The sequence below is a fragment of the Marixanthomonas sp. SCSIO 43207 genome, from assembly GCF_019904255.1.
Classification (GTDB): Bacteria; Bacteroidota; Bacteroidia; order Flavobacteriales; family Flavobacteriaceae; genus Marixanthomonas.
Map to the genome: position 1 here is coordinate 2,204,634 of NZ_CP063203.1, position 24,854 is coordinate 2,229,487.

The window sequence follows — 24,854 nt, forward strand, 5'->3', positions numbered from 1 at the left end:
TCTTAAAACTTAGCTGTAAGTCTTACGTTGTACACTCTTGGCGATAAATAGTTAGGGATGGCGTATTGAACTTTAGTATACACATCACGCACAAACGTATTGGTTATTGAGTTTTGAACATCAAAAATGTTGAATATTTCGGCACCAAGTGTTAGTTCTTTAAAAGGCTTTAACCAACCTTTGTCTCTTAACTTGTCTTCATTTACAATAACATATGAAACTCCTAGATCGGCTCTTTTATAATCTGGTAAGCGTATTTGGTAGTCATAGGGGTCTGCATAGCTAGGAGAGCCACCAGGTAAACCTGTGTTGTATACTAGGTTTAAATACATCTTTAAATCAGGAATAATTTTTACATAATCCTGAAATAATACAGCAAATTTTAATCGTTGGTCGGTAGGTCTAAAAATATAACCACGATCATCAATATTTTCTTCGGTTTTCAAGTAACCAAAACTTACCCAACTTTCGGTACCCGGGACAAACTCCCCAGCCAAACGCGCATCCAATCCATAAGCATATGCGACAGCATTATTATTGGCTCTGTAACGTATACGAACATTTTCAAGAGTATATGGGTTTACATCGGTTAGTTGTTTGTAATAAATTTCAGAGTTTAAACGAAAAGGTCTTCCCCAAAGGTCAAAACTGTAATCATTGCCTAAAACGACATGAACCGCTTGTTGAGCTTTTACACCCGGTCTTACAGTTCCTGTTGAATCTCGTAATTCTCTATAAAAGGGAGGTTGGTGATACAATCCACCAGAAAGGCGAAAGAGCATATCCATATCCCAATCTGGTTTTAAAGAAACTTGACCACGCGGACTAAAAACCGTTTGCGAGGTGCTTTCTATCCCGTCGCCGCTTACATTCCAGTTATGAGCTCGTACTCCGGCATTTAACCAAAGATCATTAGATCCTAAAGTAGTTCTGCGGCTCCATTGTGCATATCCTGAAACACGATCTATTTGTACATCGTTTGTTGCTCGTATAGTTGTATAAGGAACAATGGGGGATGTGTAAGGCTCATACGGTTGGTCGTTTGCAAAATCTCTTATGGGTGGTCTTATAGAAAATCCGGCAGAGTCAATAATTTCATATTCTTGTACGCGATCACGAATGTCTTCATGAGTATATTTTATACCATATTCAATTGTGTTTTCACCCACTGTGGCAATACCTTTGTGTTCTACATTAAAAATTAAGGCATCTAGATCATTACGAGCGTGAGTTAATTGGCCGCCTATGCCTTCGGTAAATTCTACTTCACCTAAATCTTCATCACCAATACTAGTATTTACTTCGCCTAAGCGATATTCGGCTAAAATATCATAATATTCTTGTTCGGTTGTTTGATATGCAGATGCAATAAGTTTTGCTGTGTAATTTTCAGAAGCAACATAGGTTCCTTTTAAAGCTCCAAAATACGTTTTATAGCGATCTTCTTCTTGACCTTCGTAGAAAACAACAAGTGCTCTAGGATCTGAAAGTGTTCCAAAATTTGTTTGTCTAGTTAATGGCTCATAATCATAACTATTGAGTGAGATATTTCCGAGGAATCCTAATTCAAACTTATTACTGAATTTATACGTTAAATACGTTTGTGCATCTGCAAATCGAGGTTTAAAGTTGGTTTCAGTTTGTTTGGCATCTACAAATAGGCTGTTGTCTCTATATCGCAGTCCAACAATACCGGTTAACCTTCCGTTATTTGAAATTCCTCCGGCTGAAACGCTAGCCCCTAACAAACTTAAATCTGCAGTAGCGCTAAAATCAGCAGGTCTTCTATAGGTGATATCAAGAACCGAAGAAAGTTTGTCTCCATATTTTGCTTGAAATCCTCCGGCAGAGAAATCTACATTGGCGGTTAAATCACTATTTACAAAGCTTAGTCCTTCTTGTTGGCCGCTTCGTATTAAAAATGGACGATACACTTCAATTTCATTTACATAAACCAAGTTTTCATCATAGTTACCACCACGAACGGCATATTGTGTACTCAATGCATTATTGCTATTTACACCGGGAAGCGATTTTAGTAAATTTTCTACACCGGCATTGGCACCCGGTATTTTTCGTATTGCTTCAGGGCTAATGGTAGTAATTCCTTGTACGCGTTTACGTTCTCTTCCAGAAATTACTACTGTAGCAATTTGTTCAACATTGGTACTCATAACGGGATTAAGTTCATAATCTTCATTGGTGCCAAGGTTAAGTGATAATTGTACTTTTTTGTGACTTACGTGTGAAAAGGTAAGCGTTACATCTTGATTAGCCGGAATTTCTATTAAGTAATATCCATTAAAATCTGAAAGCGTCCCTTCGTTTTCATAGGATACGGAAGCACCAACAACGGGTTGGTTTTCTTCGTTTAGAATAACACCTTTAACAACGGCTTTTTGAGAAAATAATGCCGTAGAAATAAACAAAAGAACAAAGAGTAGGGGTAGTGATTTAGTTTTCAAAAGCAGTGATTATTATTGTTTTCTGAAAAAAGTTGCTTCAAATGTAGTACTATTTCCCACATTATCGGTAACAATTACTTTCAAATTATTTTCGGTTTCTGAAATGATATTATCATCAAAATTATACTTTATAACGTCTTTTTTGTAATCATATTCCATTAAAATGAATTTTCCGTTAATAGTTGCTCGGTATGAACTAATTCCGCTTAAATCATCATTAATAGAAAGTTCTAGTGTTTTATTGCTACTAATCCACTTGCCATCATCAAAATTTATAGGGTTAATAGTGGGCCCTGTGGTATCACTTGCCAAAACATAGGTGCCAAACGTTCGGGTTTTTGCAGATAACTTGTCACCTTTTCTATAAGTTGTGTTGTAATAAGGTTTTCCGTAGTAATTTAACCTTCCTATGTAAAGTTTGTCTTTATCTGTTGTTTTATAATTTGAAATATCTGCTGTAATAGTAATATTTTTATGAATAGGAATATGATCTTCGTGTAAATGAAGCGTATCACCTTTTGTGTCAATTGCTAAGAAGGAATCTTCATACAAGCTATTAGCAGGGATGTACACACTGTATTTTCCTTTGGTAATTGATGTAGCTTGATTTGAATAGATATAATCGTCTGTTTTGTTTATTTGTTTTGGTGTGCTATTTTCACTTTTTTTGCCTTCAATAGGTATGACTATTGATGTTTTATTTCCTTCAAAATCTGTGATAGTAATAGTATAATTTGAGTTAAAGCCTTCTTGCACGTCTATATAGCCATCTGTATCTTCATTTTTTATGATACTTAAGGGGTTATTGGCTTCTCTAAAAAGTTTTTGAACCCGACTTCTATTTTTCATCCAATATTCATAATCAATATATCTATTGAGATAGCGAGTTTCTGCAAATGAAAATTTCTCAAAATGGATATTGATTTTTTCGGTGCCGTTGTAGTTGGTTTTAATTTGATACACACCATTTTTATTGGAAGCTCCGTCCAATTGATCATTGGTAGATACTCCAAATCCTATTTTTCCAAAAGCCTGTACGTTTTCAGCTTTATAATTTCCATCTTTTTGTAAAATTAATCGAAGTTTTACAGGGTTTTGATCATTATTTACTTGTGCGTCTTCACCTATAGGATAGGCAATAACACTGCTTACTAAAGGTCTTTTTGAATCTGGAACATTAATACCAAAAAGCAATGGATTCATAGGGCGTGATGCAGCGTCTCGTATTTCAAAATGTAAATGAGGACCACCGCTCCCGCCTGTATTGCCAGTATAAGCAATTAAATCACCTTTATTAACTTTCAGGTCTGCTGCATTAGGAAATAGTTCAATTTCAAACTCCTCCTTATTGTATTGTCTCTCTTTTACATATTCTGCAATTGCACCTGCATAATTGTCTAAATGAGCATAAACAGTGCTGTATCCATTAGGGTGTTTTATGTATAACGCTTTTCCATATCCATAATGCGAAACTTTAATTCGGCTTACGTATCCATCTGCTGGAGCATATACCGGAAGCCCGGTTCGTTGTTGGGTTTTGATGTCTAGACCACTATGAAAGTGATTGCTTCTTAGTTCACCAAAACTACCTGATAGTATCATGGAGATATCAAGCGGATTGCTAAAATAGTTTTCAGGAATCGATTTTTGCCCAAAAGCGGAAATGCTCGCTAATAAAAAGCATAATAAAAATTTATTCATAGTTGTAAAAATACTAATATGCTTATTTAAAAAAGGGAGTAAGAGAAATTTATTGTGTAATAATTCAATATTACAAAAAATTAAAGAAAACTGTTGTCTTATTGAAACGTGAATGTTAACTTTGTGTAAGAAGTATTGAAAAAATTTTTAATGAGCAACCTTTCAGAAACTGTTGATTCTCTTGAAAATAGAATTAGTAAGTTACTGCATCGATATGAAAAACTGAAGCACGTTAACGCTAATCTAGAAGAAGAACTAAATAATTTACGTTCACAAAAAGAAGAATCTGACAACGAAGTTGAAATGCTTAAAGAAAAGTGCAACTCATTGAAAATGGCAAATTCAATGCTTGGCAGCGACCAACATAAAAGAGATACAAAGCTCAAGATAAATGCTTTAGTTCGGGAAATAGACCAATGTATAAGTCAACTTTCTGAATAAAAGAAAAAAATAATATGTCAGACCAACTTAAAATAAAGCTTTCTATTGCAGATCGTGTATACCCGTTGACAATTAATCCTTCCCAAGAAGAAGGGCTTCGGTTAGCCACAAAAAAAATAGAAGAAATGATTAAGCGGTTTGAAAAAAATTATGCTGTACGAGACAAGCAAGATGTATTAGCTATGTGTGCATTACAATTTGCAGCTCAAGTAGAGCAAAAACAGATTGATAAAACAAATGACAAGCAGGAAATGGAAGAAAAGCTAGAAGCTTTAAACCAATTACTGCACGAGCACTTGTCATAACGTTCTTTACATAACAAAGGTTACTGCCTGCATTAATATCTTTTTGGTAAACTCAACACAAATTCCGATAAGAAGGGTGAGTTTAAGCTGTTAAAACGAGCCGCCATCGAGCGGATGTTTGACCAGTTTGTTAGCCCTAAACTTTACTTATTAGGAGTTTATTCAAAACACATTAGTGCAGGCTTTTTTTATATATAAAGTTTATAATTATGGACAATATGGTTACCCTATTAATTGTTGGGATTGTCGCTTTAGCATTAGGCTTTTTAATAGCCAAATTGATAGAGCGAAACAACTCATCCCAGCTTATAATGTCAGCAAAAAAAGATGCTGCTTCTATTATAAAAGAAGCAAAAACTGAAGCTGAAGCAATAAAAAAAGATAAAATACTTCAGGCAAAAGAAAAGTTTATTGAACTAAAATCTGAACACGAAAAAGTGATCAATAAACGTGAAAAAAAGATGTCTGAAGCTGAAAAGCGTACAAAAGACAAAGAGTCTCAAGTATCAAGTGAATTAGCAAAAACCAAAAAGCTAAACGCACAAATAGAAGGAAAACAAAAGGAATACGATGAGCGTCTAGAATTTTTGGACAAAAGACAAGCTGAAGTAGAAAAATTACACAAAAGCCAAATAGAACAGCTAGAAGTAATTTCATCACTCTCTGCAGATGAAGCAAAAGCACAACTAGTTGAAAGCCTCAAAGACGAAGCAAAAACCGATGCTATGGCTTACGTGCAATCTTCAATTGAAGAAGCCAAGATGACCGCTCAACAAGAGGCCAAAAAAATTATTATTAATACAATTCAACGCATAGGTACCGAAGAAGCCATTGATAATTGTGTGTCTGTTTTTAACCTAGAAAGCGACGATGTAAAAGGTAGAATTATTGGTCGTGAAGGTAGAAACATTCGTGCCTTAGAAGCAGCCACAGGAGTAGAAATTATAGTAGATGATACCCCAGAAGCTATTATATTATCTTGCTTTGATTCTGTACGAAGAGAAGTAGCTAGACTTTCATTGCATAAACTGGTTACAGACGGTCGTATACACCCAGCTCGTATTGAAGAGATTGTTAAAAAAACATCTAAGCAAATAGAAGATGAAATTCTTGAGGTAGGTAAGCGTACGGTTATCGATCTTGGTATTCACGGTTTGAGCCCTGAATTGATTAAAGCTGTAGGTAGAATGAGATACCGTTCTTCATATGGTCAAAATTTATTACATCACTCACGCGAAGTAGCCAGATTGTGCGGTGTAATGGCTTCTGAATTAGGACTGAATCCAAAACTTGCCAAACGCGCCGGATTATTACACGATATTGGTAAAGTACCCGAAACCGAAACTGAAGTACCTCACGCTATTTTAGGAATGCAATGGGCTGAAAAATATGGAGAAAAACCTGAAGTATGTAATGCAATTGGTGCTCACCACGATGAAATTGAAATGACAAGTCTTTTATCACCAATAGTACAAGTTTGTGATGCTATAAGTGGTGCTCGTCCAGGAGCACGCCGTCAAGTTTTAGATAGTTATATTCAACGATTGAAAGATCTAGAGGATATTGCTTTTGGCTTCAATGGTGTTAATAAAGCCTATGCTATTCAAGCAGGACGTGAATTGCGTGTTATGGTAGAAAGTGAAAAAGTAAGCGATGACAAAGCAGCACAACTTTCTTTTGAAATTTCTCAAAAAATACAAACAGATATGACCTATCCTGGTCAAGTAAAAGTTACGGTAATACGCGAAACAAGAGCTGTTAATGTAGCTAAATAAATAATTGTTAATCCATAAAAAAGGCGCTGAATTTTCAGCGCCTTTTTTGTTTAGCTTGACCTAATGATTAATCATTGTAAATATTTTCATATCCTTTTTCTGGATTTTCAAAAAATTTACCGGTGATAAAACGGTAATTTTTATTTAATCCGGCAATTTTTTTCATATCATCTTCATCAAGTTCTACAGCTGCTGCTTTAAAGTTATCTTTAATGTGTTCCTTACTAGCAGATTTTGGAATGGTTGCAATATCTCTCTGTGTGTGCCAATTGATAAGTACTTGAGCTGCTGAAGCACCTTGCTTTTTGGCAATTTCATTAATCTCATCAATTTCCATTAAATTGGGTTCATCTTCACCTTTCATAGCGGCACTTCTATCACCTGATCCTAATGGAGAATAAGCTGTCATCAATATATTTTCTTTTTTACAAAACTCAACCAAATCATTTTGTTGTAAGTAAGGATGCATTTCTACTTGATTCATTTCAGGTTTAATTTCAGCAGAATTTATTAAATCTTTCAATTTTTCTTTACTGAAATTTGAAACACCAATATGCTTAGTATGGCCGGTTCTTTTTGCTTCTTCCATTTGTTTCCACGTAGTGCTTATAGGTGCTTCTTCAGGAGTTAAATAATCTGATGATTTTTCAGGAAAACCTACTCCCGGTTTAAACGCTACAGGCCAATGAATCAAATATAAATCTAAATAATCAAGTTTGAGTTTTTTTAATGTGTCTTCAATTGCCGGAATTACATAGCCTTCTTGGTGGGCATCATTCCAAAGCTTTGAGGTAACAAAAACATCTTCTCGTAAAATATTTCCTTCAGCAAAAACTTCAGAAAGTGCTTCGCCTATTACTTCTTCATTTCCATAAACGGCTGCTGTATCTATGTGTCTGTATCCGGCATAAAGTGCTTCTTTTACAGCGTTTTTTACATCGTTTCCTGTGGCTTTCCACGTTCCTAGTCCTATGGCGTGCATAGTGTCGCCATTATCAAATGTTAGTTTTTTCATATCTTAAATTTTTGTTTTAAGATACAAAACCGTTGTTTTTTCTGAAAAGACTTACTTGTTTTTAGCGTTTTTTTAACCCTATTTCCGTGGATGAAATTTGTGTATTACTTCTGCCAGATGTGATGCATCTACGTGTGTATAAATTTCAGTAGTAGTAATGCTTTCATGACCAAGCATTTGTTGAATAGAACGCAAATCTGCACCATTTTCTAGTAAATGTGTCGCAAAAGAATGCCTAAATGTATGCGGACTTATCTTTTTAGAAATTCCTGCTTTTTCAGCCAATTGCTTTACAATTGTAAAAATCATAGCTCGAGTTAATGGATTGCCTCTTCTGTTTAAAAATAAGGTGTCTTTTGCCTTGGGTTGAATTGAAATATGATTGCGTACTTCGTTTTTATAAATGTTTATAAACTTAATCGTATTACCGCCAATAGGAACAAAACGTTCTTTATCACCTTTACCTGAAACTTTTATAAAGCCTTCTTCAAAAAACAAATCTGAAAGTTGTAAGGATGTCAATTCGGAAACGCGCAAACCACAAGCGTATAGGGTTTCAATTATTGCTCTGTTACGTTCTCCTTGCGGATGTCCCAAATCTATAGCTTGAATAAGGGTATCTATTTCTTCTGTAGAAAGTGTATCGGGTAATTTTCTGGCAATTTTTGGGCTTTCTATTAACTCCATAGGATTGGTTTCTCTATATTCTTCAAAAACCAAATAATTAAAAAACCCTCGTAATCCTGAAATGATTCTACTTTGCGATTGAGGCTGCATTTCTTTTGCAATAGTATAAATAAATTGCTGTACAGTCTCTTCTGAAATGGTAATGGGTGTTTTTTGTATAGATGCTGCATCAATCCACTTTATAAGCTTCTCTAGGTCTAATGAGTAATTTTTTATGGTATTTTGAGAAAGACCTCGTTCAATGCGTAAATAGTTTTTATAATCTTCTAGAGCTTGTTGCCATTTCATACCGCTATATTACTAAATAATCATCTATTTGAAAATAATTATATGTGTAACACGTTATTTGTATATTTATAAACCTAACTTAAAAATAAATAACTATGAAAAAATTAATTTTAGGAATTTTAACCGTATTTACCATTACAGCAACACAAGCTCAAGGTCTAGACTTAGGTATTAAGGCCGGTGTAAACTTTGCAACTTTAAATGATGCAACAAACCTAGACAATAGAACTGGATTTGTAGCAGGAGCATTTGTGGGAGCAAAACTAAGTGATAATGTAGGTATTCAAGCAGACTTGCTGTATTCACAACAAGGAGCTGAGTTTGAAGGTAAAGAATTTGATTTAAATTATGTAAATGTTCCTGTAGTAGCAAAGTTTTTTGTTTTTAAAGGCTTACATATACACGCAGGACCTCAATTTGGTTTCAAAATAGATGATAATACACAGTCTTTATTTGGTGAACTTTTTAATGATGCAGCTGTAAAAGACTTTGATTTATCTGGAGTAGCCGGTATAGGTTATGATTTACCTTTGGGTATTAGAATTGAAGGAAGATACAATTTTGGCCTTTCAGATGTAGGTGAAGAAGATGAATTTGAATTTGGTAAAAACAGTGTTTACACGTTGTCAATTGGTTACAGTTTCCTTTAAGAATCTTTAATAAAAGCTTATCTATTCATTAATACTTTTTTTGTAGTCCTAAATTTAGATTTGTCCTAAATTTAAAAATTAAGACTATGAAAAAAGTATTTTTTATTGCGGTATTAGCCGTATTGGGTGTAACTACAACACAAGCTCAAGAAGTAAGACTAGGAGCTAAAGGTGGTGTTAATTTCTCATCTCTATCAGGCGACGGTTTTGACGCCTTTGATGATCCTGAGGGCAGAACAACCTTTCATATAGGTGCATTTGCTGAAATTCCAGTTACTGAACGTTTCTCTGTACAACCAGAGGTATTATACTCAGGACAAGGATTTGATTTAATAAGTAGAGAAGGAGCAGATGATGTAGAAGTTCAACTAGACTACATTAATGTTCCTGTAATGGCTAAATTTTATCTTGTGGAAGGATTATACGCCGAAGCTGGGCCACAAATCGGTTTTAACGTTAAAAATGAAATAGATAGCGACCCAGATGATGTAGGTTCTGGATCTACTGAACTTGACGGTGATTTATTTAATGATATTGATTTTTCTGTAGGAGTAGGTGCAGGATATCAATTTAATAATGGATTGTTTTTTAACGCACGTTATAACTTCGGTTTAACCGATATTGTAAATAACGAAGACATTCCTTTTGATGTTGATGCAAAAAACTCAGTATTTGCTCTATCGGCAGGATACTCATTCTAAAACAAGATATTATAAACAATATAAAAAGCAGGGTTATAATCCCTGCTTTTTTTATATACCCTTAAAAATCTGTTTAATAGAACCCTAAATTTTTATAATCATGTCAAATTTTTTAGTACATTTATTCTATTAACTAATTAAATTTAAACTTTTTATTATGAAAAAACTATTACTAGTAGCAGCATTGGTTGTATTCGGTATGGGTACTTCTTTTGCACAAGGACAGTTTAAAATTGCAGCAAACGGAGCAATTCCTGTAGGCGATGCAGGTGATTCTTACACATTTGGTGTAGGTGTTGATGTTGCTTATTTATTTGAAGTAGCAGATATGGTTTGGATAGGACCTCAAGCTAGCTTTTTCAACTATTTTGGAGATGATGTTGATACACCTATAGGAACTTTTGAAGTAGAAGATGCCGCCTTTTTACCAATTGCTGCATCAGGTAGAATTGGATTTGGCGAATCTTTTTATGTAGGTGCCGATTTAGGATACGGAATAGGAATATCTCCAGACGGTAACGATGGTGGCTTTTATTATAGACCTAAAGCTGGATATAGCTTTGGTACAGTGGGAGTTATCGCATCCTATTCAGGAGTTAGTGTTGATGGAGGAAACTTCTCATCAATTAATTTCGGAGTAGAATTTGGAATTTAAGTTAATAGTCAAATAATTGTTTTAAAGCAGGAGTTTAAAGGCTCCTGCTTTTTTATTTTTTATATTTGAATGATGAAAATAATTATAATCAACGGCCCAAACTTAAATCTCCTTGGTAAACGTGAAACCGATGTGTATGGAGATCAATCATTCAATGATTTTTTTACCAAGTTACAGTTTAAACATAAAACAATTGAGCTAGAACAGTTTCAATCAAATATTGAAGGTGAATTAATTAATAAACTTCAAGAAGTTGGGTATGAATATGACGGTATAATTTTAAATGCAGCAGCCTACACACATACTTCGGTTGGTATTGGTGATGCAGTAAAAGCTATTGAAACTCCGGTGGTTGAAGTACATATTTCAAACACGTTTTCACGAGAAGACTTTAGACATAGATCATACGTGTCACCCAATGCAAAAGGTGTAATTGTAGGGTTTGGTCTCCAAAGTTATGAACTGGCTTTAAAAAGTTTTATTACAGATTAATATGAATAAAACATATGTAAACTGGAGCTCTGGGAAAGACGCAGCATTAGCATATTATCTTCTGAAACAAAACCCCAAGTATCAAGTTTCAAAATTACTTACAACAGTAAATAAAGACTTACAGCGCATCTCTATGCACGGATTGCAAGAAGCGTTACTAGACGCTCAAGCTGAAAGTATGGGAATTTCACTTCAAAAAATATACTTACCCCAACAAACCTCAATGCAAGTATATAATACCAAAATGCTAGAAGCAACAAAAGCATTAAGACTTGAAAACTTTTCACACGCAGCTTTTGGTGATATATTTTTAGAAGACTTAAAAAAATACCGAGAAGAGCAATTAAAAAATGTAAGTTTAAAAGCTGTTTTCCCTCTTTGGAAACAAGACACATCAGTGGTAATGCGTCAATTTTTAAAATTAGGCTTTAAAGCAATAACCGTTTGTGTGAATGCAAAAGTATTAGACAAATCATTTGTAGGAAGAGAGGTTAATGAAACTTTTTTAAATGATTTACCTAAAACTGTAGATCCATGTGGTGAGAATGGTGAATTTCACACTTTTGTATACGATGGCCCTATTTTTAAACATCCGATACCTTTTAAAATAGGAGAGAAGGTGTTAAAGTCATATAGCCCTTCAAAAAACGATGATGACGACTGCTTTACAAATGATACCAAAAGTTGGGACACAGAGTTTTGGTACTGCGATTTACTTCCAAAATAAAAAAACGCTTCATAAATTGAAGCGCTTTTTCTTTGGGTGTATATTTTATTCAAACTTATAAATGAATCACTTCATCATAAGCAGCAGCAGTTGCTTCCATTACCGCTTCACTCATCGTTGGGTGTGGATGTACTGCTTTTAACACTTCGTGTCCTGTTGTTTCTAGTTTTCTACCTAGAACAGCTTCAGCAATCATATCGGTTACACCGGCGCCAATCATATGGCAACCTAACCACTCGCCGTATTTAGCATCAAAGATTACTTTTACAAAACCATCTTTTGTTCCAGCTGCACTTGCTTTACCACTGGCAGAGAACGGGAATTTACCGATTTTAAGCTCATATCCAGCTTCTTTAGCTTGTTTCTCTGTCATACCTACACTTGCAATTTCTGGCGTTGCATAGGTACAACCTGGAATGTTACCATAATCAATAGGTTCAACGTTCATTCCGGCAATTTTTTCAACACAAGTAATCCCTTCAGCTGAAGCAACGTGCGCTAATGCTTGTCCGGGAACAGCATCCCCAATAGCGTAATAACCAGGAATGTTCGTTTGGTAATAATCGTTTACCATAATTTTACCTTTATCGGTAACGATACCAACATCTTCAAGGCCTATGTTTTCAATATTTGCGGCAATACCTACAGCAGAAAGTACAATGTCTGCCTCAAGCGTTTCTTCGCCTTTTTTAGTTTTTACTGTTGCTTTTACAGTTTTACCAGATGTATCTACTTTTTCTACGGAAGAATTAGTCATCACCTTAATTCCTGCTTTTTTGAAGGATTTTTCAAACTGTTTTGAAACCTCTTCGTCTTCTAGTGGAACTAAATTTGGTAAAAACTCTACGATGGTAACTTCGGTACCCATTGCGTTATAAAAATGAGCAAACTCAACACCAATGGCACCACTACCAACCACAATCATTTTTTTAGGTTGCTTGTTTAGAGACATTGCTTCGCGGTAACCAATTACTTTTTTACCGTCTTGTTTTAAGTTAGGCAATTCACGAGAACGTGCACCGGTTGCAATGATAATGTGATCTGCAGAATATTCTTTACCGTCAACATCAACTTTTTTACCGGGTTTCAGTTTTCCGAAGCCATCAATAACGTCAATTTTATTTTTCTTCATTAAGAATTGAACACCTTTACTCATTCCGTTGGCAACGCCACGGCTACGTTCAATTACTTTTCCGAAGTCTTTATCTGCACCTTTTACCGTAAGACCGTAATCTTCGGCGTGGTTTAGATAATCAAAAACCTGCGCACTTTTTAATAATGCTTTGGTTGGTATACAACCCCAGTTAAGGCAAACGCCTCCCAGGCTTTCCTTTTCAATAACAGCTGTTTTTAAGCCTAATTGTGAAGCCCTGATTGCAGCAACATAGCCACCGGGACCACTTCCTAAAACGATTACGTCGTATTTACTCATTTCGTTGTTTTATGTCGTTATTTTGAAGCTACGAATTTACAAAATGTTAGGGGTACGTGCTAAAAAAAGAGGCATCAAATTCCAAATAATCAATTTTTGGAGCTTGATGCCGTCTCGATTCTTGGAAGGAATCTTATTTTTCTTCAAAATTAACTGAAAGCGAATTTACACAATATCGCTGTCCTGTTTGCGTAGGACCGTCATTAAAAACATGGCCTAAATGACTTCCGCAGGTAGCGCAAAGAATTTCTGTTCGTATCATCCCGAAAGAAGTATCGCGCACATATTCTACGGCGCCATCAATGGCTTCGTCAAAAGAGGGCCAGCCGCAGCTACTTTCAAATTTACTGTCGCTTTTAAAAAGTGGGGTATTGCACGCGCCACATTTATAGGTGCCATCTTCAAAGTGAATGTTGTACTTACCCGTGTGTGGGCGTTCTGTACCAGATTCACGAAGAATGCGGTAGCGTTCATCACCTAATTCTTCTCGCCATTGAGCTTCTGTTTTTTGTATGGGATATTCTTTTTTATTCATTTTCTGCTGGTATAAAATCTAACGCTGCACCATTGATACAATGTCTTTTTCCGGTGGTTTCTCTTGGGCCGTCATTAAAAACGTGGCCTAAGTGTCCGCCACAGGTAGCACAATGTTCTTCATTACGTGTGTAGCCTAACTTGTTATCGGTTGAAAATTCAACATTTCCTTCTATAAATCGATCAAAGCTTGGCCAACCTGTACCGCTGTCAAATTTATTTTCACTTTTGTAAAGCGGCGTACCACACGCTGCGCAAACGTAAGTTCCTTTCTTTTTGTTACTGTTTAATTCACTTGAAAAAGGACGTTCGGTTCCTGCTTCGCGAAGCACATAATACTCTAATTCGGTTAATTCTGCTTTCCATTCAGCTTCAGTTTTGGTAACCGAAAACTCTTTTTGTTCTTTCTTCTGCTGTGCCTTTGAATTGCAACTAAGCAAAACTAGACTGCAGATTAAAAAAAGGATCTTTTTCATAGTTTATTTTTCAAGTTTTTAAACAATTTTAATTAGTAGTCGTCATAGATAGCTAAACCTAACAGTTTTAGAATTGAATGTTAAACCTTTCAATGGCTTCGTCCATGCTCATTTGAGCATCAGCAAACTCTGCTGGAACTACTACAAACCTGAAAGTTTGATTATCTGTTAAATCTAAAGGAAGCGTTTGAGGATCATAGTTTCCATCAATTAAAACTTGAACATCTACAAAAGTTTGTAGGTGTATGTACTGAATAACATCGCCATTACTTATGTAAAAGTTTTGAGGAAGTTGTGTCCATACATCAAAACCATCTTCATCAACGGTTTCTAACCTATAGGCTAATACCGCGTCACTTTCAAAAACCTCAAAAGGATATGAAATCCTATTTGTTTGATATAGATTGCTTTGAGGATTAAATGATAAAGTAGTAGTGACTTCAAAAGTTTGGGCTAAAAAATCATCTCCCGGAGGTCCTGGAGGTCCCGGATCGCCTTCACATGATGAAAATAAAAAGGTGCTTGAAAGTGCTAAAAATAAAAGTATTTGTTTCATAATATCTTGTTTTTTTAATTGATATATCAAAAGCTATTCCAGTTTTTATATAAATTTTAATAAAAAGAAATACTTTTATATTTAACTTTAATTCTGAAACAGCAAAAAAGAGTATAATGATATACAAAAAAACACTATCCTTACTAGCAGTTATGGCATTTGCTATAGCTTGTAGTACAAATCCTTTTACTGGCAAAAAAACGTTGGCACTTGTACCCAATTCTCAAATTTTGCCTATGGCATTTGAGCAATACAATCAATTTTTGGCAGAAAATAAGGTTGTTAGAGGTACAGCAGACGCCCAAATGATACAACGTGTTGGACAAAAAATAGCCAAAGCTTCTGAACGCTATTTAACAGCAAACGGATATGCCGGGTATTTAAAAAATTATAGGTGGGAATATAATTTGGTTCAAGATGAAGCTGTAAATGCTTGGTGTATGCCGGGAGGAAAAATAGTTTTTTACACAGGAATTTTACCGGTAACACAAAACGAAGCCGGCGTTGCAGCCGTTATGGGGCACGAAGTTGCCCACGCATTGGCCAATCACGGACAGCAGCGTATGAGCGCAGCGCAATTACAGCAACTTGGAGCAGTTGCTGGAAACCTAGCTTTGGCAAAAAATCCTGAAAACCAACAAATGTTTAATCAATATTATGGAGTAGGAACTCAAGTAGGAGTAATGTTACCTTTTAGTAGAAGTAATGAGTCTGAAGCCGATAAAATAGGATTAACATTAATGGCTATTGCTGGGTATGAACCTATGGCGGCAGCAGAATTATGGCAACGTATGAAACAACAAGGTGGAGGAGCACCTCCAGAAATATTAAGTACGCATCCTTCTAGTGATACTCGTATTCAAAACATAAAAAGTTGGGTACCTACTGCAAAAGCAGAAGCTAGAAAATATGGAGTTACTTCTTTTAAGAAATAAATTTTAAGAAACAATAATTTCAATTACTTTTAAAAGCTGTCAATTTTGACAGCTTTTTTAGTATTCTCAATTATGATCAATTTACCAAAAGGAAGTAAAAAACTACTAAATGCTTGGGCATTTTATGACTGGGCAAACTCTGTGTATAGCTTGGTTATTGCATCTGCAATTTTCCCAATTTTTTATGGTGCTTTAACATTAACCAAAGATGAAAACGGAACCATATTAAATGATACCGTTACTTTTTTGGGAATTGATTTTAACAATGATACGTTAATAAGTTACGTAACCGCAGCAGCTTTTTTAGTGGTTTCAATCTTGAGCCCGTTATTGAGTGGTATCGCCGACTATGTAGGTAATAAGAAGGTATTTATGAAGTTTTTCTGCTATTTAGGAGCGGTTTCTTGTATTGGATTATATTGGTTCTCACTAGATTACTTATGGTTTGGACTGCTTTGTTATTTTCTAGCTTTAATTGGCTTTTGGGCTAGTTTGGTTTTTTACAACTCCTATTTGCCAGATATTGCTTTTCCGGAGCAGCAAGATAAAATAAGCGCAAAGGGATATTCCTTGGGTTATGTAGGGAGTGTTGTGCTTTTAGTTATTTGTTTGGTGATGATCCTAATGTATGAAACATTTGGGTTTGAAGACGAAGGATTGCCTACTCGTTTATCATTTGTTTTAACTGGAATTTGGTGGATAGGGTTTAGTCAATACACCTATTATTACCTTCCGAAGGGAAATAAAAAACAAAAATTTACCAAACATCTTTTATTTAACGGCTTTAAAGAATTACAGAAAATTTGGCATAAGCTAGGTCATACAAAAAGTTTAAAACGATATTTAGCTGCCTTTTTTGTGTATAGTATGGCAGTACAAACCATTATGCTTGTTGCTACGTACTTTGGTATTGAAGAATTAGACTGGGGTAAAACAGATGCAACCACAGGATTGATTGTAAGTATTTTGCTAATACAATTGGTGGCCGTTCTAGGGGCATTTCTTACATCAAGAGCTTCAGCAAGATTTGGAAACATCAACACATTGATTGTGTTAAACATAATTTGGATTTGTATTTGTGTGTACGCCTATACCATTACTAGTCCTAATCAATTTTATGTAACTGCTGGATTTGTAGGTTTGGTTATGGGTGGTATTCAGTCTTTATCGCGTTCTACGTATTCAAAATTAATACCCGAAGGTGCTGTAGATACTGCTTCATATTTTAGTTTTTATGATGTTTCTGAAAAAATAGGCATCGTAATAGGAATGTTCAGCTATGGTTATGTGGCACAGGTTACAGGTAGTATTCGGTATGCGGTATTATTTTTTATTCTGTTTTTTGTGATAGGGCTTATATTGTTATTTAGAGTGCCAAGAAAAGAAACAGTATAAAAAAAGCCTAAAAAGCATTTGGAAGAAAAGGTTGCTTTTTAGGCCACTTTTTGATTGATGAGTACGTTACATAGATTTGATTGTTCCGCTTCCCATTACTTTGGTATCGCTATTTGAAGGGTTTCCTTTATACGAAATATCACCAGATCCATTTACGCGGGCTTTTAAGCTCTTCTTGGCCGAGACCATTGCATCTCCAGAGCCGGATACGTATACTTGAGTATCATTGGCATCAAAACTTCTACCATCAAAATCACCGCTACCGCTTAGTTTTAACTCAAAGTTTTCTGTTTTTCCGGTTAATTTCATATCGCCAGACCCTGTAATTTTTGCATTTAAGGAGTTGGTTTCAACTTTTAAAATTACATCACCAGACCCTGTTACACTTGCGTCAAAATCATTGGCTTTAATAGTTTTTGTTGCCGTTATATCTCCAGAACCTACTAAGGAAACTTCAGAAAGATCTTTAAAAGGCACTGTTATATCAATTCCTTTTTTGGTACTTATTGACCGGTCTTTTTTTACTGAAATAGTCAACGTATTTCCATTGCTGCTTATTTCTAGATGCTCGTGAAGGTTTTCATCAGTTTTAACAGTAATAGTTCCTTCATCACCATGTACCAGGGTTACATCCATAGAACCTGTAACGTGAATATGATCATAATCGCTAGTTGAAACGGTTTTGGTTGTTACATTTCCATTTCCTTTAATTTTTGATTTGTTCCAGCTTTGCGCTACTGTTAGTTGAGCAGTTAACGCTATAAAAGCTATGAGAATAGATTTTTTTAGTGTTTTCATTAGTCTTGAATTTTAGTTTTTATTGAATGTTACTCCACCATAGTTTGAGTTGATATTTACAGAATTCCCGGAGCTTTGTTTGCCGTGATAACCACTATATATACTACTAGTGTAGTCTTTTGAAGATTTTAAAACTGTTACATCATTGTCTCCTTTAAAACTAGCATATGATAAATCTACAACAAAATCAAAGTTATAATTACGATCAAAACCCATTTTAACACCTGTATAATCTGCCTTTATAGTTATACTGTTTGCCTGTGAGCTAACATTATCAATGTGAATTGACCCATAATCTGTGTTTAAGTTTAAAGATCCTTTTATTGTACCAATTTTATTGTTTACATAGTCACCACGCCCTATTATATCTTTTGCTTGACCAATGATAACTTTACCATAATCACAATTGTAATTTATACTTTGTGCATCAATTATTTCAGATTGGGTGTAATCTGCATTGAGCTCTAATCGTTCAGTTTTTTCTAGCGTAAACCCAGAATAATCTGCATTGATACGACCGCTTTTCATATAACTAATGGTTGATTTATCTGTATAATCAAATGTTAAAAGGTTGTTTTCGGCTAGTAATTCACCAATTATCAATTGACCGTAGTCACAGCTTATTTTTGCGTTTCCTTTGAGCTTGTTTATGTGTATAGCTCCGTAGTCATTATTTAGATCAACTGTGTTTGTGATGGGTATTTTAATAGAGTAGTTAACCTCTACAGAGACGTTGTTTTTATTGCTTCCCCACCAGCTCCAGCCAGATTTTTTATTATTAAAAACAGTTTCTGCTGAAACAAGTGATGCGCTTGCATCAAAATCAACTTGTATTTCTTTTAAGCGATCCATTACTTTTTCTTCATTATCTCCATTTGCTTTAATAGTGACTTCAATGACTGTTCGGTTTTCATTCCAGGTAACAATATCTAGGTTGCCATAACTGTTTTTTACACGTAAACCTGCACCTGAGTTTACATTAAATTCTTTCTTTATTGTTTTTTCTTTGGTGTATTTGCCTTTCAATTTATCTGTGCCGGCTAACGCCACCAGAGGTAATATTAAAAAAACAAGTAGTGTTTTAGATAGTAGTTTCATTTTCAGTTTCTTTAAGTGTTTTAATTTCTTCAATAGTGTTAATTACATTTTGTAATAAATCAATTCGATTTTGAAAATTGGTAATCATAGCATAAATAACACGCTTATCATTACCGCTTTCTACAAGATCTTTTTTAAGTGCTTCATATTCTTGTTCAAGTATGTCAATTTGTATTAAGGCATCTTCAACAAGCTCTTTTGCTTCCGGGCTTTGTAGACTTTTTAAAGTCTTTAGTTCTTTATTAATGGTTGCTGTAAAAAATGATTGTGTACGTTGCATTTCTGGCGACACGCTTGCTAGGTCGTTGGCTTTGGCTTCGGTATTCTGAAAGAAAAATCCAATAGCAAGTAACACGGCGATGGTTGCAGCTATACTTAATGGTTTTAACCAATGTGTACTCTTTTCAGTTTTTTCTTCTGAAATCTGCTTTTCAACTTTGGTTTGAGCATGTAACTTGGCCAAAAATCTTTTTTGATGGCCTTGAGGCGTATCGTGTATATCAAAACGCGTTTTATTTTGTTCAAATAAAGTGTCTATCTCATCTTTCTTCATGACGCTATTTTTAATTTTTTACGTAAACTTTCTTTAGCTCTAGAAACAAGTGTTCTGCAATTGGCATAACTTATATCAAGTATTTCGCATATTTCTTCATAATCATATCCTTCAATTAAATGTAATGTCAATATTTGTTGATAACTGTTATGAAGCGTTCCCATACAGCTGAGTATTGAGGCAACTTTGTCATTGTTATAGTCATCTTCACTCACACCGGCACTTTCTTCAAGAGTTGTTTCAATTACTTCATCTTGTACATCAATAAAGCGTTGTTGTTTTTTGTATTGTGAAATACTATTGTTGATAACAATACGCTTTAACCAAGACCCGAATGTGGCTGTACCCTTAAAGCTTTCCAGTTTATTAAAAGCTGTAATAAAAGATTCTTGCATAACATCTTCTGCTTCTGCGGTATCTTTTACAATACGCACAGCAACATTATACATAGCACGTTGATAGCGATTATAAACCTCTAGTTGTGCTAATTGGTTTCCTCTTTTACAGAGTTCTAATAATGAATCAATATGTTGGTCGGTTAATGTCAAAAACAAGCTTGTTTATAATAAAGATAGTCTTTGTTTGAAAATGTTACACTTGTCAATAAAAAAAATGCAATACTTAAATAAAACCTTTGTTTCTTGGCATAACTATTGACTATTAATAAGTGAAAATCAAGAGGTTGGTTGATAAATCACTGATTTTCAAATTGAAATAAACTAATAATCTTTTAATAAATCGTTGTGTTACCATTTTTGTGGTGACACAATGTCTTAAAATACTATATGGCCAATTCAAAAGTAAAAACATTAGACAGTTTGTCATTACAAGAATTAGAGCAAGATGCAGAATTAATTCCTTTAATGACTGCCGAAGATGAAGATGCAATGAATAAAGAAGAATTGCCGGAAATACTTCCTATTCTTCCGTTACGAAATACAGTGTTGTTTCCGGGAGTAGTTGTTCCTATTACCGCTGGGCGTGATAAATCTATCAAACTTATAAACGAAACCAATAAAGGCACTAAGACCATTGGTGTAGTTTCACAGAAGGATGAAGATGTGGAAGACCCGGGTTTAAACGAAATAAACACTATAGGTACGGTTGCAAAAATTTTGCGCGTTTTAAAAATGCCTGACGGAAATACAACTGTTATTATTCAAGGTAAAAAACGCTTTGAAGCAACAGAAGTCATCACGACCGAACCCTATATGACGGCAACCATTCGTGAAGTAAAGGAAGCTAAACCTGCAAAAGAAAACGAAGAATTTTCTGCAATTATTGATTCTATTAAAGAAATAGCTCTCGAAATAATTAAAGGAAGCCCCAATATCCCTTCTGAAGCGGCTTTTGCAATTAAAAACATTGAAAGTAATTCGTTTTTAATCAATTTTGTTTCTTCAAATTTGAATATTTCAGTTCAAGAAAAACAAACTTTACTAGAGATAAATGACCTTAAAGAACGCGCTTTAGAAACTTTAAAACATATGAATGTTGAATTGCAAAAACTTTCCTTGCGCAATGACATTCAATCAAAAGTGCAAAGTGATATCAATCAGCAACAGCGCGAGTATTTTCTTCAGCAACAAATGAAAACCATTCAAGAAGAGTTGGGTGGAAATTCAAATGAAGCCGAAATTGAAGAAATGCGCCAAAAAGCCAAAGAAAAAAAATGGGGTGAAGAGGTGCAGCAGCATTTTGAAAAGGAAATTACCAAGTTACAACGTATGAATCCGCAAGTTGCAGAATACAGCATACAGCGTAACTATCTAGACCTATTGATTGAATTACCTTGGAATGAATTCAGCAAAGATAAGTTTGACCTTAAACGAGCTAAAAAAATTCTAGATCGCGATCATTATGGACTCGATGATGTAAAAAAACGAATTATAGAATACCTTGCAGTATTAAAAATCCGAAATGACATGAAATCACCTATTTTATGTCTTTATGGTCCTCCGGGAGTTGGTAAAACATCTTTAGGTAAATCAATAGCCGAAGCTTTAGGTAGAGAATATGTGCGTATGTCTTTGGGTGGTTTACGTGATGAGGCCGAAATAAGAGGTCACCGTAAAACATATATTGGTGCAATGCCGGGACGAATTATTCAAAACCTAAAAAAAGCAGGAACAAGCAATCCGGTTTTTGTTTTGGATGAAATTGATAAACTAGCGGTTGGTAGTCAGGGAGATCCTTCTTCTGCAATGCTTGAAGTACTAGATCCTGAACAAAACAGCGAATTTTACGATAACTTTTTAGAATTGGGTTATGACCTTTCAAAAGTAATGTTTATCGCAACGTCAAACAGTTTAAGTACTATTCAACCTGCGCTTCGTGACCGTATGGAAATTATCAATGTAACGGGTTATACAGTAGAAGAAAAAGTTGAAATAGGAAAAAGACACTTATTGCCAAAGCAATTGGAAGAACACGGATTGACAAAGGATGATCTTAAAATAGGGAAGAGACAATTAGAAAAAATAGTTGAAGGATATACCCGAGAAAGCGGTGTTCGTGGATTAGAAAAACAAATTGCAAAAATGGTTCGCTATGCTGCTACCAAAATTGCAATGGAAGAAGAATATGAGAAGAAAGTAACCAATGATATCATTGTTGAAGCACTAGGAAGTCCAAAACTAGAACGTAATAAATATGAAAACAATGATGTTGCGGGAGTAGTAACCGGACTGGCTTGGACACGAGTTGGCGGAGATATTTTATTTATAGAATCTACACTTTCAAAAGGTAAAGGGCAATTAAATATGACCGGAAACCTAGGAAAAGTAATGAAAGAGTCTGCTACGATTGCTTTGGAGTATATTAAATCTAATGCTGAAGTATTGGGTATTTCTCCAGATATATTTGAGAAATATAACGTTCACGTTCACGTTCCTGAAGGGGCAACCCCAAAAGATGGTCCGAGTGCGGGGATTACAATGTTAACTTCTCTGGTTTCGTTGTTCACCCAACGTAAAGTAAAGAAAAGTATCGCTATGACAGGTGAAATAACCTTACGAGGCAAAGTACTTCCCGTTGGCGGAATCAAAGAAAAAATCTTAGCTGCCAAACGGGCGCACATCAAGGAAATCTTGTTATGCGAAGACAATAAGCGCGATATCGATGAAATTAAACCTGAATATTTAAAAGGGTTGACATTTCATTATGTTAAAGACATGAGTGATGTTCTAGATTTAGCACTTACCAAACAAAAAGTAAAGAACGCTAAAAAATTATAAACTCTTAAGTAATACAATCCCCTTGAATCATTTAGTAAAAATGAATATTCAAGGGGATTTTTATATCTATTTTGTAAAACCTTTTATTCCACTTAAAAATAAATTAATATTGCAGTCGTTAAAAGGTATAGAAAAAGGTAATTACTGTACATGAACCAAAAGGTTTACTATTTACTATTTATAATCTTAATTTCAACTTCTGCACTTTCACAAGTAGGAGGTCGTGCCACATACCAGTTTTTAAACCTTGTCAACTCACCACGCCAAGCAGCATTGGGAGGTAAGACTGTTACCAATTATGATTATGACCCTACCCAAGCACTTTTTAATCCTGCTGCCATAAACCCTGAAATGGATAATCAATTTTCACTTAATTATTCAAATTATATAGGTGATGTTAATTATGGTACAGCAGCATACGCATATGCTTGGGATCGTCGTACACAAGTAATCACAGCAGGTGTAACTTATATTAACTACGGAAAGTTTGATGGCTACGACGAACAGGGAAATGCCACAAACACCTTCAGTGGTGGAGAAGTAGCTGTTTCATTTGGGCATGCTCGCAATATTGCCTTTACAGATTTTTATGTTGGCGCCAATCTTAAATTTATTTCATCAAAGCTAGAACAATATACTTCTTTAGGCGTAGCAACAGATATTGCATTAATGTATGTGTATGAAGAATGGGATTTGCACATAACAGGAGTAGCTAGAAATTTAGGTACCCAAATAACTCCGTACCAAGAAACGTATGAAAAATTACCATTTGAAGTTGTTTTAGGAATTTCTCAAACACTTAAAAACATTCCTATTCGGTGGCATTTCACATTAGAAAACATGCAACGATGGAATGTAGCTTTTGCAAATCCAAACCGAGATGAAACCGATTTAGAAGGTAATACCACAAGTGAAAAAATTAATTTTATTGATAATGCTTTTAGGCATATGATTTTAGGTGTCGAGATATTCCCTGAAGGCGGTTTCAACTTAAGATTAGGATATAATTTCAGAAGAGCAGAAGAGTTGCGTATTCTAGAACAAAGAGCATTTGCAGGTTTAAGCGCCGGTTTTTCTATAAAACTTAATAAACTTCGGTTAAGTTATTCCTATGCACAATACAGTTTAGCTGCATCAACCAGTACCTTTGGGCTTAATATTGATTTACAATAATGCGTAAAATTACCATTGCCATAGACGGATATTCATCAACAGGTAAAAGTACTGTTGCTAAGCAACTGGCAGATTGGCTTGAATATGTTTATATCGATACCGGAGCAATGTACCGTGCTGTGACATTGTATGCTTTGGAACATAATTTTATTTCAAAAGAAAAGTTTGATAAAGAAGGATTAATTAAAAGTCTTTCTGAAATTCAATTAGATTTCAGAAAAAAAAGTCCTACACATAAAGCTGAAATATTTCTGAACCAACAAAATGTTGAAGACAAAATAAGAACGTTACATGTTTCAGAATTTGTAAGCCCTGTTGCAACCATATCTGAAGTACGAAAAAAGCTCGTTGAGCAACAACAAAAAATGGGTTCAGAAAAAGGTGTGGTAATGGATGGTCGTGATATTGGCACTGTTGTATTGCCCAATGCCGATTTAAAAATCTTCATGAACGCCTCTGCCAAAGAACGTGCTAAGCGACGCTATCAAGAACTTGTTGAGCGAGGAGAAAAGGTTACTTATGATGACGTACTCAAAAATGTAGAAGAACGCGATCGTATTGATACCACACGTAAAGATTCACCATTACAAAAAGCTACAGATGCCATAGAAATTGATAACAGTGAGATGAATCTTGAAGATCAATTTCATATTATTCTTCAATTAGCAAAAGACCGCATTGCCGGTAGAGTTTAGTACTTAGTATATATTCAGCCTCTTACCTTTAAAATATTTCCAAATACTTTGATTATCAAAAGAAAAACTGT

25 protein-coding genes and 1 other RNA gene are annotated in these 24,854 nt (G+C 34.9%); 14 read left to right on the forward strand and 12 right to left on the reverse strand.

Going from position 1 to position 24,854, the window contains the following annotated elements:
• Positions 1 to 2 precede the first annotated feature (2 nt).
• Together INR76_RS10280 and INR76_RS10285 are read right to left on the reverse strand one after the other, a co-directional pair.
• On the reverse strand, positions 3 to 2,465 hold the full coding sequence (locus tag INR76_RS10280) for a carboxypeptidase-like regulatory domain-containing protein (protein WP_223107862.1): 2,463 nt from the start codon (positions 2,463 to 2,465) through the stop codon (positions 3 to 5).
• Between the two features lie 12 nt (positions 2,466 to 2,477).
• Positions 2,478 to 4,166, reverse strand: coding sequence for a M23 family metallopeptidase (locus tag INR76_RS10285; RefSeq protein ID WP_223107863.1), 1,689 nt, complete (start codon positions 4,164 to 4,166; stop codon positions 2,478 to 2,480).
• A 150-nt stretch (positions 4,167 to 4,316) separates the two neighbouring features.
• Between INR76_RS10285 and INR76_RS10290 the strand changes: the two genes are divergently transcribed.
• The 4 genes from INR76_RS10290 (at position 4,317) to rny (ending at position 6,687) form a co-directional block, all read left to right on the forward strand.
• Positions 4,317 to 4,607 (forward strand): hypothetical protein, encoded by a 291-nt coding sequence (locus tag INR76_RS10290; RefSeq protein ID WP_223107864.1) that lies wholly within the window; start codon positions 4,317 to 4,319, stop codon positions 4,605 to 4,607.
• 14 nt (positions 4,608 to 4,621) lie between these two features.
• Positions 4,622 to 4,912 carry a cell division protein ZapA gene (locus tag INR76_RS10295; protein ID WP_223107865.1) on the forward strand — a complete coding sequence of 97 codons (291 nt, stop codon included), beginning with the start codon at positions 4,622 to 4,624 and terminating at the stop codon, positions 4,910 to 4,912.
• A 50-nt stretch (positions 4,913 to 4,962) separates the two neighbouring features.
• Positions 4,963 to 5,072, forward strand: a non-coding RNA gene (gene ssrS, locus INR76_RS10300) — 6S RNA.
• A gap of 49 nt (positions 5,073 to 5,121) precedes the next feature.
• On the forward strand, positions 5,122 to 6,687 hold the full coding sequence (gene rny, locus INR76_RS10305) for a ribonuclease Y (RefSeq protein ID WP_223107866.1): 1,566 nt from the start codon (positions 5,122 to 5,124) through the stop codon (positions 6,685 to 6,687).
• Between the two features lie 67 nt (positions 6,688 to 6,754).
• Here the strand turns inward: rny and INR76_RS10310 are convergent, their stop codons facing one another.
• Together INR76_RS10310 and xerD are read right to left on the reverse strand one after the other, a co-directional pair.
• Positions 6,755 to 7,702, reverse strand: coding sequence for an aldo/keto reductase (locus tag INR76_RS10310; protein ID WP_223107867.1), 948 nt, complete (start codon positions 7,700 to 7,702; stop codon positions 6,755 to 6,757).
• A 78-nt stretch (positions 7,703 to 7,780) separates the two neighbouring features.
• Positions 7,781 to 8,677, reverse strand: a complete 897-nt coding sequence (gene xerD, locus INR76_RS10315; RefSeq protein WP_223107869.1) for a site-specific tyrosine recombinase XerD — start codon at positions 8,675 to 8,677, stop codon at positions 7,781 to 7,783.
• Between the two features lie 95 nt (positions 8,678 to 8,772).
• Here xerD and INR76_RS10320 point away from each other — a divergent pair, with 95 nt between their 5' ends.
• The 5 genes from INR76_RS10320 (at position 8,773) to INR76_RS10340 (ending at position 11,902) form a co-directional block, all read left to right on the forward strand.
• Positions 8,773 to 9,327: a porin family protein gene (locus INR76_RS10320; RefSeq protein WP_223107870.1), complete on the forward strand. Its 555-nt coding sequence runs from the start codon at positions 8,773 to 8,775 to the stop codon at positions 9,325 to 9,327.
• A gap of 86 nt (positions 9,328 to 9,413) precedes the next feature.
• The gene (locus INR76_RS10325) at positions 9,414 to 10,028 is read left to right on the forward strand and encodes a porin family protein (RefSeq protein WP_223107872.1); all 615 of its coding nucleotides are present in this window, start codon (positions 9,414 to 9,416) and stop codon (positions 10,026 to 10,028) included.
• A 157-nt stretch (positions 10,029 to 10,185) separates the two neighbouring features.
• On the forward strand, positions 10,186 to 10,683 hold the full coding sequence (locus tag INR76_RS10330; protein ID WP_223107873.1) for a hypothetical protein: 498 nt from the start codon (positions 10,186 to 10,188) through the stop codon (positions 10,681 to 10,683).
• Between the two features lie 72 nt (positions 10,684 to 10,755).
• Complete coding sequence (aroQ, locus tag INR76_RS10335) at positions 10,756 to 11,175, forward strand: type II 3-dehydroquinate dehydratase (RefSeq protein ID WP_223107874.1); 420 nt, start codon at positions 10,756 to 10,758, stop codon at positions 11,173 to 11,175.
• A gap of 1 nt (position 11,176) precedes the next feature.
• Positions 11,177 to 11,902 (forward strand): diphthine--ammonia ligase, encoded by a 726-nt coding sequence (locus tag INR76_RS10340; protein WP_223107876.1) that lies wholly within the window; start codon positions 11,177 to 11,179, stop codon positions 11,900 to 11,902.
• 55 nt (positions 11,903 to 11,957) lie between these two features.
• Here INR76_RS10340 and lpdA read toward each other — a convergent pair whose 3' ends face one another.
• From lpdA to INR76_RS10360, 4 genes are all read right to left on the reverse strand, one after another.
• The gene (lpdA, locus tag INR76_RS10345) at positions 11,958 to 13,334 is read right to left on the reverse strand and encodes a dihydrolipoyl dehydrogenase (RefSeq protein WP_223107877.1); all 1,377 of its coding nucleotides are present in this window, start codon (positions 13,332 to 13,334) and stop codon (positions 11,958 to 11,960) included.
• A gap of 133 nt (positions 13,335 to 13,467) precedes the next feature.
• Positions 13,468 to 13,869 carry a peptide-methionine (R)-S-oxide reductase MsrB gene (gene msrB / locus INR76_RS10350; protein ID WP_223107879.1) on the reverse strand — a complete coding sequence of 134 codons (402 nt, stop codon included), beginning with the start codon at positions 13,867 to 13,869 and terminating at the stop codon, positions 13,468 to 13,470.
• Entirely contained in the window at positions 13,862 to 14,344 is a 483-nt protein-coding gene (gene msrB, locus INR76_RS10355; RefSeq protein WP_223107880.1) for a peptide-methionine (R)-S-oxide reductase MsrB, read from the reverse strand. The genes msrB (INR76_RS10350) and msrB (INR76_RS10355) overlap by 8 nt, the downstream gene beginning before the upstream one ends.
• Positions 14,345 to 14,411: 67 nt before the next feature.
• Complete coding sequence (locus INR76_RS10360; protein WP_223107881.1) at positions 14,412 to 14,900, reverse strand: collagen-like protein; 489 nt, start codon at positions 14,898 to 14,900, stop codon at positions 14,412 to 14,414.
• 116 nt (positions 14,901 to 15,016) lie between these two features.
• Between INR76_RS10360 and INR76_RS10365 the strand changes: the two genes are divergently transcribed.
• Together INR76_RS10365 and INR76_RS10370 are read left to right on the forward strand one after the other, a co-directional pair.
• A complete protein-coding gene (locus INR76_RS10365; RefSeq protein ID WP_223107882.1) occupies positions 15,017 to 15,835 on the forward strand; it encodes a M48 family metallopeptidase in 819 nt (272 codons plus the stop codon).
• Positions 15,836 to 15,907: 72 nt separating this feature from the next.
• A complete protein-coding gene (locus INR76_RS10370) occupies positions 15,908 to 17,230 on the forward strand; it encodes an MFS transporter (protein ID WP_223110004.1) in 1,323 nt (440 codons plus the stop codon).
• A gap of 66 nt (positions 17,231 to 17,296) precedes the next feature.
• Here the strand turns inward: INR76_RS10370 and INR76_RS10375 are convergent, their stop codons facing one another.
• From INR76_RS10375 to INR76_RS10390, 4 genes are read right to left on the reverse strand one after another with little or no spacing between them, the layout of a single operon-like run.
• Entirely contained in the window at positions 17,297 to 18,028 is a 732-nt protein-coding gene (locus tag INR76_RS10375; protein WP_223107883.1) for a head GIN domain-containing protein, read from the reverse strand.
• Positions 18,029 to 18,040: 12 nt separating this feature from the next.
• Positions 18,041 to 19,126: a hypothetical protein gene (locus INR76_RS10380; RefSeq protein ID WP_223107885.1), complete on the reverse strand. Its 1,086-nt coding sequence runs from the start codon at positions 19,124 to 19,126 to the stop codon at positions 18,041 to 18,043.
• Complete coding sequence (locus INR76_RS10385) at positions 19,110 to 19,679, reverse strand: hypothetical protein (protein WP_223107886.1); 570 nt, start codon at positions 19,677 to 19,679, stop codon at positions 19,110 to 19,112. The genes INR76_RS10380 and INR76_RS10385 overlap by 17 nt, the downstream gene beginning before the upstream one ends.
• Positions 19,676 to 20,227, reverse strand: coding sequence for an RNA polymerase sigma factor (locus INR76_RS10390; RefSeq protein ID WP_223107888.1), 552 nt, complete (start codon positions 20,225 to 20,227; stop codon positions 19,676 to 19,678). Before INR76_RS10390 ends, INR76_RS10385 begins: the two co-directional genes overlap by 4 nt.
• Positions 20,228 to 20,464: 237 nt before the next feature.
• Here INR76_RS10390 and lon point away from each other — a divergent pair, with 237 nt between their 5' ends.
• The 3 genes from lon (at position 20,465) to cmk (ending at position 24,783) form a co-directional block, all read left to right on the forward strand.
• Positions 20,465 to 22,915, forward strand: coding sequence for an endopeptidase La (gene lon / locus INR76_RS10395; RefSeq protein ID WP_223107889.1), 2,451 nt, complete (start codon positions 20,465 to 20,467; stop codon positions 22,913 to 22,915).
• Between the two features lie 150 nt (positions 22,916 to 23,065).
• Positions 23,066 to 24,088, forward strand: a complete 1,023-nt coding sequence (gene porQ / locus INR76_RS10400) for a type IX secretion system protein PorQ (RefSeq protein WP_223107891.1) — start codon at positions 23,066 to 23,068, stop codon at positions 24,086 to 24,088.
• Positions 24,088 to 24,783, forward strand: a complete 696-nt coding sequence (gene cmk / locus INR76_RS10405) for a (d)CMP kinase (protein ID WP_223107892.1) — start codon at positions 24,088 to 24,090, stop codon at positions 24,781 to 24,783. Before porQ ends, cmk begins: the two co-directional genes overlap by 1 nt.
• The last annotated feature ends 71 nt before the right edge of the window (positions 24,784 to 24,854 follow it).